Origin of the sequence: Virgibacillus sediminis (assembly GCF_042643265.1) — a bacterium.
GTDB lineage: Bacteria > Bacillota > Bacilli > Bacillales > Amphibacillaceae > Virgibacillus_O > Virgibacillus_O sediminis.
On sequence record NZ_JBHRRZ010000017.1, the window covers coordinates 18,628 to 34,106 of the forward strand.

At 50.3% G+C, this 15,479-nt stretch carries 15 protein-coding genes; 1 reads left to right on the forward strand and 14 read right to left on the reverse strand.

Translation table 11 applies throughout. The features are described from left to right. Positions 1-126: 126 nt before the first annotated feature. Complete coding sequence (locus ACFODW_RS11110) at positions 127-555, forward strand: MarR family winged helix-turn-helix transcriptional regulator (RefSeq protein ID WP_390306373.1); 429 nt, start codon at positions 127-129, stop codon at positions 553-555. Positions 556-695: 140 nt separating this feature from the next. On the opposite strand, the gene ACFODW_RS11115 is transcribed toward ACFODW_RS11110, so the two are convergent. From ACFODW_RS11115 to ACFODW_RS11180, 14 genes are all read right to left on the reverse strand, one after another. Then, positions 696-1,745 (reverse strand): homocysteine S-methyltransferase family protein, encoded by a 1,050-nt coding sequence (locus tag ACFODW_RS11115; protein ID WP_390306375.1) that lies wholly within the window; start codon positions 1,743-1,745, stop codon positions 696-698. A 224-nt stretch (positions 1,746-1,969) separates the two neighbouring features. Beyond that, complete coding sequence (locus tag ACFODW_RS11120; RefSeq protein WP_390306377.1) at positions 1,970-2,893, reverse strand: peptidoglycan DD-metalloendopeptidase family protein; 924 nt, start codon at positions 2,891-2,893, stop codon at positions 1,970-1,972. A 242-nt stretch (positions 2,894-3,135) separates the two neighbouring features. Next, a complete protein-coding gene (gene spoIID / locus ACFODW_RS11125; RefSeq protein WP_390306379.1) occupies positions 3,136-4,341 on the reverse strand; it encodes a stage II sporulation protein D in 1,206 nt (401 codons plus the stop codon). A 196-nt stretch (positions 4,342-4,537) separates the two neighbouring features. After that, entirely contained in the window at positions 4,538-4,774 is a 237-nt protein-coding gene (locus ACFODW_RS11130) for a hypothetical protein (RefSeq protein ID WP_390306381.1), read from the reverse strand. A gap of 54 nt (positions 4,775-4,828) precedes the next feature. Further along, complete coding sequence (locus tag ACFODW_RS11135) at positions 4,829-5,845, reverse strand: ABC transporter ATP-binding protein (protein WP_390306384.1); 1,017 nt, start codon at positions 5,843-5,845, stop codon at positions 4,829-4,831. Continuing rightward, on the reverse strand, positions 5,845-6,801 hold the full coding sequence (locus tag ACFODW_RS11140) for a C40 family peptidase (protein WP_390306386.1): 957 nt from the start codon (positions 6,799-6,801) through the stop codon (positions 5,845-5,847). The genes ACFODW_RS11135 and ACFODW_RS11140 overlap by 1 nt, the downstream gene beginning before the upstream one ends. A 38-nt stretch (positions 6,802-6,839) precedes the next feature. Next, positions 6,840-7,946: a dipeptide epimerase gene (locus ACFODW_RS11145; protein WP_390306388.1), complete on the reverse strand. Its 1,107-nt coding sequence runs from the start codon at positions 7,944-7,946 to the stop codon at positions 6,840-6,842. Between the two features lie 21 nt (positions 7,947-7,967). Beyond that, a complete protein-coding gene (locus ACFODW_RS11150; RefSeq protein ID WP_390306390.1) occupies positions 7,968-8,885 on the reverse strand; it encodes a S66 peptidase family protein in 918 nt (305 codons plus the stop codon). Positions 8,886-9,095: 210 nt separating this feature from the next. Continuing rightward, the gene (locus ACFODW_RS11155; RefSeq protein WP_390306392.1) at positions 9,096-10,757 is read right to left on the reverse strand and encodes a peptide ABC transporter substrate-binding protein; all 1,662 of its coding nucleotides are present in this window, start codon (positions 10,755-10,757) and stop codon (positions 9,096-9,098) included. 87 nt (positions 10,758-10,844) lie between these two features. Beyond that, positions 10,845-11,849 carry an ABC transporter ATP-binding protein gene (locus ACFODW_RS11160; RefSeq protein ID WP_390306395.1) on the reverse strand — a complete coding sequence of 335 codons (1,005 nt, stop codon included), beginning with the start codon at positions 11,847-11,849 and terminating at the stop codon, positions 10,845-10,847. An 8-nt stretch (positions 11,850-11,857) separates the two neighbouring features. Then, positions 11,858-12,814 carry an ABC transporter permease gene (locus tag ACFODW_RS11165; RefSeq protein ID WP_390306398.1) on the reverse strand — a complete coding sequence of 319 codons (957 nt, stop codon included), beginning with the start codon at positions 12,812-12,814 and terminating at the stop codon, positions 11,858-11,860. Positions 12,815-12,818: 4 nt separating this feature from the next. Then, positions 12,819-13,748, reverse strand: a complete 930-nt coding sequence (locus tag ACFODW_RS11170; RefSeq protein WP_390306401.1) for an ABC transporter permease — start codon at positions 13,746-13,748, stop codon at positions 12,819-12,821. A 41-nt stretch (positions 13,749-13,789) separates the two neighbouring features. Next, positions 13,790-14,596, reverse strand: a complete 807-nt coding sequence (locus tag ACFODW_RS11175; RefSeq protein WP_390306403.1) for a serine hydrolase — start codon at positions 14,594-14,596, stop codon at positions 13,790-13,792. Positions 14,597-14,636: 40 nt separating this feature from the next. Further along, the gene (locus ACFODW_RS11180) at positions 14,637-15,461 is read right to left on the reverse strand and encodes a M55 family metallopeptidase (protein ID WP_390306405.1); all 825 of its coding nucleotides are present in this window, start codon (positions 15,459-15,461) and stop codon (positions 14,637-14,639) included. Positions 15,462-15,479: the final 18 nt, after the last annotated feature.

A 15,479-nucleotide genomic window follows, 5' to 3' on the forward strand; every position in this document is an offset into this window, starting at 1 on the left:
TTGTGATTGTCAACTTAGTTTACAAAACTAGCATACGCCATTTTGAAGATATTGTCAACTTGGTTGACAATATTGGAGCGGTTCTTTATAGTTATATGGCAAGAAAGATGGATAGGAGGAATTCGGTTGGATTCTCATCTCAAAAATCTGGATCTCATAGATGCATTAAGCGAACGCCACCACCAGCTTCGGCAAATCACGGAAAAATTATGGAATGACAGCAGCGATATACACTTGTCCAATTCCGAATGGTTCATTATGGCCAGAATATATAAAAAGCAGCCCACCATCGCGCATGTTGCCAAACATGTAGACATCTCCCGGCAGGCAACCCATAAATTCATCAAAAAACTGGAAGCCAAAGGATTAGTCGAAATTAGCAATGTGAAGAACAACAAAAAAGACAAATGCATCCGGCTAACCGAATTGGGGGAGGAATGCTATGAAAAGAATGAAGGATTGAAGGCGAACCTGGAGAAGGAAATTGGGAATAAAATCGGGCATGAACAGCTGCGGCTGCTGAAAGAGATCCTTCAATTGGATTGGGATCTATAAGCCTAAAACGTAAAACAACATCAAAGAGGGAAAACAGTTCTCCCACTCTTTGATGTTGCTGTCTGTTGCTTATTTGCTTTAAAAATTATCGTTCACACACATGTCATCGGACTGTAGAGCTGGTAACCCGCCCCTGCCTATTAGGCTTTCAAGCGATAGTCCAAGTTATGCTTTTTCAAGGTTTCGTCTTTTCCAAACAAAAAGTGTTTTTCCATGTCCGGGGAGTATTTGGAATTGACCGTTTCGACACCCGCAGCTTCTGCCACCGCGCGCAGCATTGCAGGAGACGCTCCGCAACACAAGCCGATATAGTTTATGCCAATGTCTTTCGCTTCTTTGGCCCACTCAGCCAATTCATAACGGTTGTGGTAAAGCGGATCAAGGGAAGTCGGGAACGTGGTTTCTAATGGCAAATGGCAGCTGCATCCACCGTCAGGCAAATTGAAAAAGGTAGGATGCTCCTCCGTTGTGCGGTACGGGATAGGCAATCCGCCTACATAGCCATCGACATTTTTGCGGATCTCGGCTAGATATGGCTGCATCGTACGAGGTCCACGGAAACAATTCATTCCTACCACCAACGCGCCCTTTTCGGAAAGGATTTTACATGATTCTTCCACCGTATAACCATCGCGCAAAATATTTTCACCCATCAATCCTAATGTGATGACAGCTGGCAATCCAGCCTTTTGAATTTCTTCCAATGCTATAACTGCTTCCTCATGGTAATAGAATGTTTCGCCATTGATATAATCAACGCTCTCATCCTTGCACCATTCCACCATTTCAGCAAACATGCTCCTGACCTTCTCTTTGGATTCAGCATCTTCCGGGTCAAAGATATTGGTGTTGGATATATTCCCTGCCACCAACGCTTCTTCTGTCGGATGCTCCTTTGAGACTTCTTTCGCTAGACGTATCGCATTCCTGTTCAACGGCTCCAGCAGATCCTCTTTGCCAATAATACGCATCTTTTCCCTATGTGCGTTGTAGGTAAAGGCCAGCACCACATCAGAGCCTGCGTTCATATAGTCACGGTACGTTTGTTTCAGTGCTTCCGGATTATCCAAGGCCACCTCTGGCACAAATGATCCTGCCTGCAGATACCCTCGGCGTTCCAATTCAAATAAATACCCTTCCCCTGCAATCACTGTCCCGTCTTTCAGTCTTTCTTCTAAGCTGCGTTTCATATGATTTCCTCCCCCTTAACTTTCGTTTCAATGTAAGATCATTCTAGCATGGCAAAACAGCTATAGCATAACACTTAAAAATCATATCCAGGTATAGCTCAAGCCTATATCTGAAAAATGCATGCCTGGGCTTCCCAAACAGGGGGAAAAGCCGGGAGTATTTGTAACCTCCTTGAAGAAAGACAAAAAATCCCCAGCTTTATGCCAGGGATTTTTCATTTAACCTAGGGCTGTTCCAACAACGGGGAATCCAATTCATCCTCCGCGTCGTCTTCTGCTGCATCTTTATCTTCTTCTGTTTCATCATCTTTTACATCTTCATCTGTGTCTTCTGCTGCCTCTTCTTCACCTTCTGCGGCAGGCTCTTCAGCATCTTCTGCAGCTTCGGATTCTTCCGATGCTTCTGCATCCTCCTGAGACTCGGATCCTTCTGATGCTTCTTCCGTTACGCTGTCCAGTTTAGTAACCGGCTGATTGAAGAATTCTTCCGGGTTCACTTCATTTCCATCTTTTCTCAGCTGGAAGTGAACATGGGTTCCATTCTCTTTGCCGAACAGGTTCTGCCCGGAAGTACCAAGTTCGTCTCCTTGCTTCACTTCCTCGCCAGCCTGTACAGTCACATCCTCCAGGCTTGCATAATATGTCATGATCTCATTCCCGTGGGAAAGGATGACGACATTTCCTAGAAGCGGGTCTTCCTTCACTTCGTTGACTGTGCCGCTTAATGCTGCTTGTACACTGAATGCTTCACCGTCTGCCGATGCAATGTCCACACCTGTGCTTTGATAGAAGCGGTTGTTGTAAAGAACCAGAGCGTTTTCCTGATCCTCCTGGTCTGCGTTGTAATCATAAAATTTAGTTACGATTTCTGCTTGATCCTCATCCGCTACAGGCATTTTAATGGATTCTTGCTGATCTACTACCGGATTGGCTTCCTCGTCCATTGGTGTCGGAGCGAAGTCCCCATCATTCACAATTTCTTCCTGATCTTCTGCAGCATCCGGAACCTGATTATCCAGATTCTGATACCATACGACAACCGATAGAAGCAGTGCAGCAATCGTCAAATAGAGTGCCGGGAAAAACCACTTCTTGCGGAAAATACGGCTCCACTTATTTTTTGAAGCCCCTGTGTTTTCTTCTTTCATAGCTCATCACCTCATCCCCCATTCTGAGCAGAAAAAAGGGAATATATACCTCCGAACCATAAAAATTCTTGTTTTTATGGATGATTCGCAGAAGATAGGGAAAGGTAAGTATTTAATTTCGCAAGTGTAAGTGGGTGCGGCCCGACAAAGCAGGTAGTGATATCTGAAGCAGGAGGGGTGCTTCCGGCGTTATACTGTGTTCTGTTTCAAGGTGTGATTCCAGCTGCAGAAGAAAACCCCCGTCATCTTGCAACGAGGGTCGGCGCGGTATCATCCACGGTATTTATCTCCACACCCTGATAATAATGGGCGATAATGTCTTTGTAGCTTTTCCCTTCTTTTGCCATGCCGTTTGCCCCGTACTGGCTCATTCCGATGCCATGGCCATATCCTTCTGTGGTAAAAATGAGGTGGTCGTTCTTCTGTTCAATGGTGAAATCGCTCGACCGCAGGCTCAGCTTTTCCCGAACTTCCCGGCCGCTCAATGCCTGATCCCCCAATTGCAGCTCAGCCACCCGGCCACTTTCCGTCCGGCTCACTTTCATGCCCTGTGATGCTTGAGCAGGCAAATCCACCCCGAGAGCCGTTTCTACTTCCTGAACGGTAAATATCTGCTGGTCGAGGAATTTTGGTGAGTCTTTATCCCATGGACTTTCCACACTTCTTAAATAAGGAAGTTCACTTTCCCAATAATCCTCCGAGTTTTCCGTATAGCCATTGCTTGTCGAGAAAAACGCCGGCGTGATCGGCGCATCTTCATAAGTAAGGATCTGCCCTTCCGTCGCAGCCACAGCTTCCCTGATCTTTCCCATCTTTTCCGGATAGTCACTGCCCCACTGCTTCCTGAGATCATTTTCACTTTTATATACCTGATGCTGAACCGTATCGGTCACATCAAACTCATTAGGATCATTTTTATAGAGGACATGATTGACAATGTAGGTTCTGGCTGCAAGCGCCTGGGCTTTCAGTGCCTCCACCTCAAAATCGGCGCTCATTTCCGACGCCACCACTCCTGCAACATAGGACTCCAGCGGGACATCCTCCACCGTCTCGGATGCATGGCGCATGACCTCCACGGCAAACGAGGAACCCTCCTCCATTTCGGCCGGGGCCGCTTCCTCCGTTGGCTTCTCCTGCACTTCCGTTGCCGCATCTTCATCATCTCCGAAAGGAATCACAATCATCGCCGGCAATGCTAAAATGATAAACATCAGGACACCCAGCAAACCAGCCGCCGGCAGCTTCCAGAGGGAAAGCCGGCTCCTCTGTCCATAAAGATTGCGAGGTTTCTTGCCCCCCAATACAGGCTTGGAAGAATTCGGCGGCATGGCAAACTGCTTTCCGGTTTGCTGTTTCTTCTTTTTCTGCATCTCCGTCAATAGCTTGGCTGTCTTTTTTTTACGGCTTTTTGGGATGGCTTTGTAGCGATAGTTGCGCTTATACATGGCTTCCTCCTCTTCAAGTAAACTCTATGATTTCCTGCGGCCATTCAACAGGCCTCTATTAATACTTATACAAAAAGCCCCGCTGATAGAACCTTCGAAATGAGGATCCTATATTACGTTTGCGCTACGGGTGATATCTCGCGTGTGCTGCTGATAATTGTCGCTCTCCAGCCGATATCCTGTACGTGCTGCCGATTTATCCGCTCTCCTGCTGATAAACCCGCGCTACGGGCGATATCCTGCGTGTGCTGCTGATAAAATTGCTCTCCTGCTGATATCTCGTGCGTGCTGCTGATAAAATTGCGCTACGAGCGATATCCTGTGTGTGCTGCGGATAATCCCGCTCTCCAGCCGATATCCCACCCCTGCTGCCGATTAACCCACTCTCCAGCTGATATCCCGCTCCACCAGCCGATTCCCCCCAGCACCGCACTCCATTAAAAAACCTGCACAGGCATCTAACGCCTTGTACAGGTTTTCCCTCTTCTTATTGTTTGACCGTTTGCTTATTCTGCTGCCTGATCGGCTGTCTATCTTCTATGGTTTCATCATATAAATGGCAGGCAACGTAGTGGTCTTGCTCCACTTCCATCCAGGATGGCACTCGCTTGGCGCAAACCTCCATGGCCATGGGGCAACGGGTGCGGAATACGCAGCCGCTCGGCGGGTTGATCGGGCTTGGCAGGTCACCTTCGAGAATGATCCTTTCCCGTTTTTCCTCAATATCCGGGTCGGGGATCGGGATGGCGGAAAGCAGTGCCTGTGTATACGGGTGGAGCGGCTTGTCATAGAGCTGCCCGCTTGCGGTGAGTTCTACGAGATTGCCCAGGTACATGACGCCGATCCGGTCGGAGATCTGTTTTACCATCGACAAGTCATGGGCGATGAACAGGAAGGTCAGCCCTTTCTCCTCCTGCAGCTCTTTCAGAAGGTTTACGACCTGGGCCTGGACTGATACATCGAGCGCGGAGATGGGCTCGTCAGCGATAATGAAGTCCGGGTTCAGTGCAAGCGCTCGGGCAATACCGATCCGCTGGCGCTGGCCGCCGCTGAATTCATGCGGGTAGCGGTTGGCATGGTCCCGGTTCAGGCCGACCTCTTCCAGCAGTTCATAGACCCGGTCATTCTGTTCCTTCTGATTTTTATACAAACCGTGGACTTCCATCGGCTCGGAGATCACTTCCTTGACGGTAGAGCGCGGGTTGAGGGATGCATAGGGATCCTGGAAGATCATCTGCATCCTCCGGTGGAAACGGAACTTTTCCTTCTCCTTCATGGCATGGACATCCTCTCCATCATAGAGAACCTCTCCATCCGTACTGCTGTATAGGCCCATAATCGTTCTTCCGATGGTCGACTTGCCGCAGCCCGACTCCCCGACAAGCCCGAAGGTTTCCCCACGGTTTACGTAGAAACTCACATCATCCACGGCCTTTAGCACCTGGCCCTTGCCCATGTCAAAGTGCTTCTTTAGATTCCTGACCTGCAAGATTTTCTCTTCCATTAACTTTCTCCCCCTGCCTTCTCCCAATATCGTCTTGCTACGCACAGCTCTTTCTCGTATTTGGTGCCGGCCATCTCTATGATCTCAATTCCTTTTCCCGTCTGCGGGGAGTGGAGCAGCTTCTCGTCCCCATAATAGATCCCGACGTGATGGAGCTTGCCCTTTCCTTCTTCATAGGCAAAAAACAGCAGGTCGCCCGTTTGAAGCTGGTCAAAAGCTACTTCCCGGCCCGCCTTGGCCTGGTCACCCGCATCCCGGGCGATCATATAGCCATTCGCTTTATGGGCGGCATATGCCAGGCCCGAGCAGTCATAGCCAAACGAGCTCATGCCGCCCCAGAAATAATCAAGTCCGATAAAACGCTCACCGGCTGTCACAATTTCCTTGCCGCTCCCTTTGACCGTTCCTTCCTCACCAGGATAGATATGTACATCCTCAGCCGGTACATATTGTTTCCCATGCGGGGTGCGAACCACCACCTGATCCCCGCCTTCTTCTGCGACGGGAAGGATGCTCATATAGCTGACCTTGATGGAAAAATCGCTATTCTCCGTTTTGAGCACGGTTTTGTCTGCCGTAACTGCGGCATATTTTTCAGTCGCCCATTCGCCTTTATCCACCTGCTTCAGCTGTTCGAGCGGCAGCCAGCCGGGGTAGCCCCGCACATCTTTTCCAGAAGGCTGTGACGGAATAACTACATGCGCCCATCCGCCCTTGATCTCTGTGACCAACACAGGCTCCCCATACAGCAGCTGGCTTTGTACCCGGTTCTCATCACAGAGGGCCAGGCTGTCCTTATAGGAAAGACTGTCGACCCAGGCATCGATGTTCGTCGGGTTGGCTGTGCCCTGTGCATCGATGTCCCTGGCAGACTCAGGGCTGGTCCACAGTGTTGCCACCTGGACGGCAGTCACCCACATCCGGTCTGGAAATTGTTCAAACGTTTGTTTAATCATGGAAGTTCCCCCTTTGTTTCTCTTACTATATAAAAATGTTAAACCTTCTCCTGAAGTAGATATTGATCTGCCAATTTATAAATGCCAAGGCCCGGCCGCTCCCCCAAATCGATTGTGCTTCTTTGATAAGCAAGACCCCCGTCCTCCACTAGATTCCCTATCAGCATGAGCGGAGCGTCAAAGTCATAGCGGGTGATATTCGGCTGGCTTGCAGCAAAGTGGGCGGCAGCTGTAATACCAATCTCTGTTTCTATCATACTTCCGACCATGCACTCGACCCCAAAGACATCTGCAAGCTTGGCAATTTTCAATGCCTCATGGATGCCGCCCGCCTTCATCAGCTTAATATTGATCAAATCGGCAGCACCTTCCACAAGCACCCGTTTTGCATCCTTGGCGGAAAAGACACTTTCATCTGCCATGATGAGGGAGTCGGTATGCTGTGTCACATATTTCAGCCCATCGATATCATGGGCCTTCACCGGCTGTTCAACCAACTCGATATCCAGTCCTAGGTCTTCCATCTTGCGGATCGCCTTGACTGCTTCCTTGGGCGACCAGCCCTGATTGGCATCCAGGCGGATCTGTACCCCCGAGCCTATCTTCCGGCGGATGGCCTGGATCCTTTTGATATCTTCTTCAACCTCATCCTTGCCGACCTTCACTTTCAGGATGGAGAAGCCGTCAGCCGTATATTCCCCGGCATGTGCCGCCATTTCCTCCGGGCTGTTGACACTCACGGTATAGTCCGTTTCTACGGACCCGGCATAACCACCCAAAAAATTCACAAGCGGCATACCGGCAGCCTGTGCCGCCAAATCATAAAGCGCCATATCTACAGCTGCCTTGGCACTTGTATTTCCCACCATGCTTCCATCCAGCTTTTCAAACAGCCGTTCCCGATGCTTGATGGATTCTCCTTCGATCAGAGGCTTGAACACCTGATTCACCGCAAATTCCACACTCTTAACGCTGTCCCCGGTTATCACATGTGTCGGGGGCGCCTCGCCCCAGCCTATATTACCCTCGGCATCCGTTATTTTCACAATGACCGTTTCCGCCACCGTCACAGTCCGTAATGCCGTCTTGAACGGCGTATGCAGCGGAACCGCCGCACGCAATGTTTCCACCTGTTGAATGTTCACTCTGTTCTCCTCCTGCTATCTCTATTGAATTCCCGGATTCACCACTAGCGTCTTCTCTCTGGATGATAGTCTAGCGGTTGTTCCAAGTGGTACAGAAAAATGCGGGAAACAGTGCCCGATGCGGAAGCCGGACAAGACAGGGCAGCCAAGATCACCCAGATAATGTTCGAAAACCTCCTCCAATGTAAGAGAGGTGTCGAGTTTAGCCTCTGCTTCCGCGAAATCACCGACCACAATCCCGGCAGCTTCCTCCAATTTCCCTGACAGCCTCAGCTGATTCAGCATGCCGTCCACCCGGTATGGCTCCTCGCCGATATCCTCAAGCAGGAGAAGCTTTCCTTTTGTATCTATTTCAAATGGGGTGCCAAGCGAGCTGACGAGCAGTGACAGGTTCCCTCCAGTCAGCTGTCCTTGCGCTTCTCCTTCAGCAACTGTTTGAAGCGGCGATATTTTTTCCGAATAAATCAGGGTGGTGGGTCCGAACAGCTGCTGGAACATGAATCTGGATAAATCGTCGAAGTCATCCTTGGCCATGTCCGACGCCACCATCGGGCCATGGAAGGTAACCAGGCCAGTTTTCTGCCGAATAGCTGTATGCAGATACGTAATATCACTGTAGCCCCAGATGATTTTCGGGTTCTCCCTGATAAGCTGGTAATCGACAGCAGAAGCAATCCTTGGCGTTCCATAGCCGCCACGCGCAAAAATGATTGCCTTTATATCCGGATCCTTTACCATGTCATGGAAATCAGCGAGTCTGGCGGAATCCTCCCCGGCCAGGTAGCCATATACCATGTCCACATGCTTACCAAGCTTCACCTGCAGCCCGAGCTCCTCCAGAAACTTCAGCCCCTTGTCCAATCGCCTTCTTTTCACCGGGCTGGCCGGCGCTATCACCCCGACCATATCGCCCTTACGGAGCCGCTGCGGATACATCATTACGATTCCTCCCTTTGAATTGGATAGGAAAATATTCTTCTCTTATGTATAAATGTATTGCTTCCGCTACGGGAATATCCTTCTAAGCAGGAAAGATGAAAAACAGGAGCAGCCCATATACATGCCGGTATATGTGCCGCCCCCTCCTTCATGTGCTGCGGGGGCATGCGGCCTCGTCAGCCTGTCAGATCCCTGCAGCAGTGGATATTTCTACTGCTCCAAATCAGCGTATTTAAGATCGAAATAGCCTACAGGATGACGCAGGATACCCGATACTTCATCCGCTTCTAGAACAACTGTGTTATAATAGCGGACCGGCATAGCAATCATTTCCTCTGCCAGCATTTTTTCTGCTTCATAGAGATACTCGTAGCGCTTCTCTTCGTCTGTTTCTGTCTTTCCTTTTTCAATCAGCTCGTCATATTCCTCGTTGGACCAGCCGGTACGGTTCATATAGGAATCCGTCACAAAGCTTTCCAGGAAGTTGACCGGGTCACTATAGTCGTTAATGAAGGAACTGCGGGAGAACTGAAGCTCCAAGTTCTTCTGTGCTTCTGCAAACACATTCCATTCCTGGTTCTCTAGTTCCACTTCCACGCCAAGGTTCTCATTCAGCATGTCCTGGATGGTCTCGGCCACCGCTTTGTTGGTGTCGCTGGTATTATAGGACAGCGTCACAGGAGGAAGCTCATCATACCCCTCTTCTGCCATCCCTTCTTCCAATAGGCTCTGCGCCCGTTCCGGATCGAAGCTGACCAGATCCCCGTTCACATCGCGGAAGTCCTCTCCAGATGGCGTGGTGAATCCTGGAGAAACGAAACCATATGCAGGCTCCACTCCGTTTTTCACCACATATTCGGCAATATCCTCACGCTGGATGGCGTAGGCGAACGCCTGTCTGATTTTCTTGTTCTGGAAAGGCTCTTCCGTTACATTAAACCGGAAGAATTCCAATCCGCCGTAATCGCCGATAAACACGTTGTCCCCATCAATCAGCTCATCGGATAATTCAGGAGGAATGCTTGCAGTATGAAGCTCCCCGCTTTCAAACATCTGGTACTGTGTATTGGTATCATTGACCATGGCAAAATGGACTTTATCCAATTTCACTGCCTCTGCATCCCAATATTCTTCATTCTTGGCAAACATCATTTCACTGTCATGATCCCATGATTCCAGCATAAATGGCCCATTCGCCACGAACGTATCTGCTTCTGTATGCCAATCAGGATTTTCCTCTGCAACCTGATGGTTGACAGGGAAGAAAGCAGGGTTGGTCAATAGGTCAAGGAAGAATCCAGTCGGCGCTTCCAGTTTCACTTCCAATGTTTTCTCATCGACAGCGGTCACAGCAACATCGTCTGCAGATCCTTCTCCATTGTTGAACGCCTCCGCACCTTCAATGAAATACCCTAAGAATGCTGCCGGAGAGGCTGTTTCCGGATCCAACATGTACTTCCATGCATAGGCGAAATCCTCCGCCGTTACCGGATCGCCATTGGACCAGTTGGCATCTTCCCGAATAAAGAAGGTATAGGTCAGGCCATCCTCTGAAATCTCCCAGTCTTCGGCTGCCCCAGGCTGGGCGGTTGAATCCTCATCCAGACGGGTCAGTCCCTCCATCAAGTTGTTGAGCGGATCCCAGGATACCGCATCAAAACCGATCGATGGATTGAATGACGTCGGCTCTTCCAGGTTGTTCATCCGTAACACTTTTTCTCCCGATTCCTCTGCTGCATCAGCTTCGGTGGCATCATCCACTTCCGCGTCGGCTGCAGCTTCTTCTCCCGCCTCTTCATTCGCCGTACAGGCTGCCAGTACAGCAACAGTGAAGACGGCAAGCAGCATGAACAGAAACTTCTTCATCCTCATTCCCCCTAAAAATAGTATGATTCCTTCCGCCGTCTGCCGGCAGAAATCGGTAAAACTCCCCAGCCCTCCCAGAGGAAAAGCCGGAAATTACCTGGCCGTTGAAGCGGCCAGGAGCTGTTTAGCCCGTTCATCCTGAAGCCAGCAGTTCACATGGTGTGTACTGCTCAGCTTAGAATCGCCGGGATAAACTTTATCACACACCTCCATCGCGAATGGACATCTTGCAGTAAATGGACATCCCTCTGGAGGTGAGAATAAATCTGGTGGTGTTCCATCAATCGGCGTCAGTTTCTCCCCCTGCAGATCCAGGCGGGGAACCGACTTAAGCAATCCTTTGGTATATGGGTGTTGCGGGTCATAGAAAATCTCCCGCTTGGTGCCTGTTTCGATGATTTTGCCGGCATACATCACAGCAATCCGGTCGGCTATTTTGGCTACCACCCCGAGATCATGGGTAATCAGAATGATCGACACGCCAGTCGCCTCCTGTATCCTGCCGAACAGCTCCAGAATCTGGGCCTGTATGGTCACATCCAGCGCCGTGGTCGGCTCATCGGCAATCAATAGCTCCGGCTCACATATCAGGGCAATCGCGATGACGATCCGCTGCCGCATTCCCCCGCTGAATTGATGGGGATACTGCTTCAGCCGTTCTTCCGGATTCGGTATGCCCACCAAATCCATCATTTCCAGCGCTTTCTTCTTGGCATCGCTGCCACTGATATTCTGATGCTGCTTCAACCCCTCCATCAGCTGGGTGCCAATGGTCAATGTCGGGTTGAGCGCGGTCATCGGGTCCTGGAAGATCATGGAGATATCCACCCCGCGGAGCGAACGCATCTCTTTTTCCGGCACTTTTGTCAGATCTTTTCCTTTAAAAAGAATCTCTCCTTGGGAAATCTTTCCCGGCGGATCGGGGATCAGCCGCATGATTGCGTTCGATGTAACACTCTTTCCGCAGCCCGACTCGCCGACAATGGCTAGTGTCTCCCCCTTATGGAGGTGGAAGTTGACTCCCCTTACCGCTTTGACGGTTCCCCCATAGGTGGTGAATGTTACATGCAGGTTATTGACTTCGAGTATTTTTTCCATATGCACACCTACTTCCGGAGTTTCGGATCCAGTGCATCCTGGAGCCCGTCCCCTAATACATTAAATGCGAACATCGTAAAGGAAATGAAAAATGCCGGGAAAAACAGGGTCCACCAATTACCGGAAAGTATGGCACCCAATGAGTCATTGGCCATTACCCCCCAGCTGGCATAAGGCGCCTGGATGCCCAGGCCGATGAAACTCAGGAATGCCTCTGCAAAAATGGCGGTGGGAACGGTCAATGTCATCTGGACAATGATCGGCCCCATGGTGTTCGGCAGTAGATTCTTCCGGATGATCCGCGAAGACTTTGCTCCGAACGACTGGGATGCGACGACAAATTCATAGTTTTTGATCTGCAGTACCTGCCCCCTTACAATCCGCGCCATCCCCACCCAGCCTGTCACGGTAAGGGCAATGATGATGGTCGTCAGACTCGGACCAAGCACGACAAGAAGCAGAATGACTACCAGCAGATACGGAAGTCCATAAAGAATCTCGATAATCCGCATCATCAGACTGTCAGCACGGCCGCCCTTATAGCCGGCAATTCCTCCATAGATGATGCCGATCACGACATCGATCAATGCGGCCATTAATCCGACAAACAGGGAGATCCTTGCTCCGTACCATGTTCTCGTAAACACATCCCGGCCGGCGGAATCCGTCCCGAACCAATGCTCACTGGATGGCGGCTGGTACTGGTTCGGCAGGTCCTGCCTGTTCACATCATACGGTGAAATCACCGGGCCGAAGATGGCCATGAAGGTGAGCAGGATAAGGAAGCCCAGCCCGGCCATAGCCAGTTTATTCTTGACCAGCCTCCTCCAGGCATCCTTCCAATAGGAAAGGGATGGCCTTGAAACCTGCTCAGCTGCACCCTTATCCTTTTCCTTCCAGGTGAACAGCTCATCCGGTACGGCCCCCGGGGAGAGCTTTCTGTTAAATTCCTCTGCAGGCTTCATGCTACTACCCTCCCTTTTTATTCATTTTGATGCGCGGGTCCAAGATGCCGTATGCAATATCGACCAGGAAAAGCATGAGAATCAGGAAGGCACTGTAAAATACGGTGGTTCCCATGATCACAGGATAATCCCGCTGGTTGATGCTTTCCACAAAGTACTTGCCCATGCCCGGAATGGCAAAAATCTCTTCAATAACAAACGTTCCGGTCAGGATTCCGGCAAGCAGGGTCCCCATGATCGTTACCACCGGCATCAACGCATTTCTCAGCGCATGCTTGATGGTGATTTTCCATGGCGACAATCCTTTTGCCCGGGCCATCTTAATATAGTCCTGTGTCAGCACCTCAAGCATGGTTGACCTCGTAAGCCTGGCGATGATGGCCATTGGTCCTGTAGCGAGGGCAAGTACCGGAAGCACCATATGCATCGGGCTCGACCAAGTGGCCACCGGAAAGATTTCATATTTGACGGCAAGCTGCTGGATCAGCAGTGTCGCCAGGATAAAGTTCGGAATCGAGATCCCAAGGACTGCGAGCCCCATCGCAAGATAATCAATGATTCCGTTATGCCTTAAGGCGGCAATTATGCCGAGAATGATCCCGGAAATGACAGCGACCACGATGGTGACAATCCCCAGCTCGAATGAAATCGGAAAGCCGCGGCCAAGCAGATCATTGACCGACTGATCCGGCTTTTTAATGGAAGGGCCGAAATCAAACGTGACAATCGACTTAAGGTATAATCCGTACTGGACGATATAAGGTTCGTCCAGATTATAATGGGCCTCCAGGTTTGCCTGCACCTGCTCATTCGAGGAGCGTTCTGCATTGAGCGGCGACCCCGGTATGCTGACCATCAGCACGAAGGTCAGGGTAATGATGATCCACAAGGTAATCGCCATGATCAGTAATCGTTTCAATATGTAACCAAGCATTTCTCCACCCCCATACAGCCTGATATCCCATCTCCGGCTGCTTATCTCTGTTTGTCCATGTACTTATATATCTCCCATCCTATTTCCTGCATCCCTTTGAGTGACCTGCTTGCTTCCGCCCCCTTTGAAAGAACGGTCACAAGCATCGTGCGCTTTCCCACATAAATAATGCCTGTATTATGTCGTACCCCTTTGACTTCGCCGGTCTTATCGGCCATCTCCCAATCCATCCGCCGTCCATCAGCCAGGTCGTCTACCGGCAGCTTACCGGCCAGATAATGCCGCAGCTGCTGCTTTTTCATGATTCCGATCATTTCCCTGCATGCCCGGCGGGAAATAATATGCCCCGAAACCATGTTCTTAAGCACTGTATGCATCTCCCCGGCTGTGATCGTATTTTCCCCGTTTCTCTCCCCCGGTGCAGTCATCAGCTTATGGCAAAACATGCTGTCATTCATACCGATTTCCTTCATGGTCTGTTGGATCTGTTCTGCCCCGACCAGATCAATCAGCATATTCGCGGCCATATTATCACTTTGGATCATCATCAAGGTCACCAGGTCATAGATGGTCAAAGAAGTGCCCGGCGTCAGATGTTGAAGCACTCCACAGCCTCCTACCTGATCTTCCTGCCGCAGCTTCTTCCTTTCACAAGCCATGATGCTGCCCTTCTCCAACTCCCTGAACACAGCAATCATGATCGGCACCTTGATGATGCTCGCTGCATAAAACGCTTTCAATTCTTTCCATTTCCAATGTTCCCCGGTATCCAGATCCTCCAACACCGCTGCCCAGGTGCCGCCGCTTCGGGAAATGATCGACTGAATACTGTCCGAGAGCTGTTCCACCTATGCACCTCCCTTTCGTACAAGTTTGCCAGACTCATCATCAGGAAAAAGTCGATTTAACAGCCAGTTCTGTCATGACCAGCATTGCCTGGTAGGCTTCGAGGATATCTCCTGCCTGATAGGAAACGATGGTTGTTCCCGGCAGAATTACCGTGCCCGGCATCAAATTGGCCCACTCCGCCTGCCCATGATTGTTGAATTCCACCTTCAGTTCGGGCTTACCCGGCGGCAGGAGCGGTCTTGCCTTCTCTCTTCCCTGCATCGCCGCCCGCATTCTTTCCTTCAGCAATTCTCCGGCTTTTTTCGGTGTCAGGCTTTTGACGGATGAGCGGGAAATAGTCTCCTTCACCACAGCGGTAATGACACCCGGCATGAGTGCTTCCGCCTCAGCGGCAGCCTGGTCATCCCCTGTCACCATCAGCACCGGAACATCATAATACCCAGCTAGATAGGCATTGAGGCCCATCTCTCCCATCGGCTTGTCATTAATAAAAAAGTTCCGGACAGCATGGATCATTGCATGGGACATCACACCGAACTGGCCGGCACGCGCATGATAGCCGACAAACACCGCTCCATCAAACGTAGCATCAAGGCCCTGCATCATGGAAAAGGGCTTGACCTCTCCCGTAATCAGTTCTGCTTCCGGATGCAGCAAATCTATTAAAATATTATTCATCTTGGAATGGCTGTCATTAACCAGGATTTCCGTACAACCGGACTCCCAAGCCGCATCAATCACATAATTGATCTCTTCGGTCATAATCCGGCGGCCCCGCTCATAGTTATGTTTAGTGAAGTCCACATATGTATGGTCCGGAAGTCCTGTAATGCCCTCCATATCCGCCGAAATATACAGCTTCATCGTGTACACTCCTTTAAG

What these genes read in the sequence shown, in the direction of transcription:
- spoIID (WP_390306379.1), bottom strand. Translation starts at nt 4,341, where the DNA reads ATGTATAAGCGCAACTATCGCTACAAAGCCATCCCAAAAAGCCGTAAA.
- ACFODW_RS11135 (WP_390306384.1), bottom strand. Translation starts at nt 5,845, where the DNA reads ATGGAAGAGAAAATCTTGCAGGTCAGGAATCTAAAGAAGCACTTTGAC.
- ACFODW_RS11170 (WP_390306401.1), bottom strand. Translation starts at nt 13,748, where the DNA reads ATGCTTGGTTACATATTGAAACGATTACTGATCATGGCGATTACCTTG.
- ACFODW_RS11150 (WP_390306390.1), bottom strand. Translation starts at nt 8,885, where the DNA reads ATGATGTATCCGCAGCGGCTCCGTAAGGGCGATATGGTCGGGGTGATA.
- ACFODW_RS11180 (WP_390306405.1), bottom strand. Translation starts at nt 15,461, where the DNA reads ATGAAGCTGTATATTTCGGCGGATATGGAGGGCATTACAGGACTTCCG.
- ACFODW_RS11140 (WP_390306386.1), bottom strand. Translation starts at nt 6,801, where the DNA reads ATGATTAAACAAACGTTTGAACAATTTCCAGACCGGATGTGGGTGACT.
- ACFODW_RS11120 (WP_390306377.1), bottom strand. Translation starts at nt 2,893, where the DNA reads ATGAAAGAAGAAAACACAGGGGCTTCAAAAAATAAGTGGAGCCGTATT.
- ACFODW_RS11160 (WP_390306395.1), bottom strand. Translation starts at nt 11,849, where the DNA reads ATGGAAAAAATACTCGAAGTCAATAACCTGCATGTAACATTCACCACC.
- ACFODW_RS11115 (WP_390306375.1), bottom strand. Translation starts at nt 1,745, where the DNA reads ATGAAACGCAGCTTAGAAGAAAGACTGAAAGACGGGACAGTGATTGCA.
- ACFODW_RS11155 (WP_390306392.1), bottom strand. Translation starts at nt 10,757, where the DNA reads ATGAGGATGAAGAAGTTTCTGTTCATGCTGCTTGCCGTCTTCACTGTT.
- ACFODW_RS11165 (WP_390306398.1), bottom strand. Translation starts at nt 12,814, where the DNA reads ATGAAGCCTGCAGAGGAATTTAACAGAAAGCTCTCCCCGGGGGCCGTA.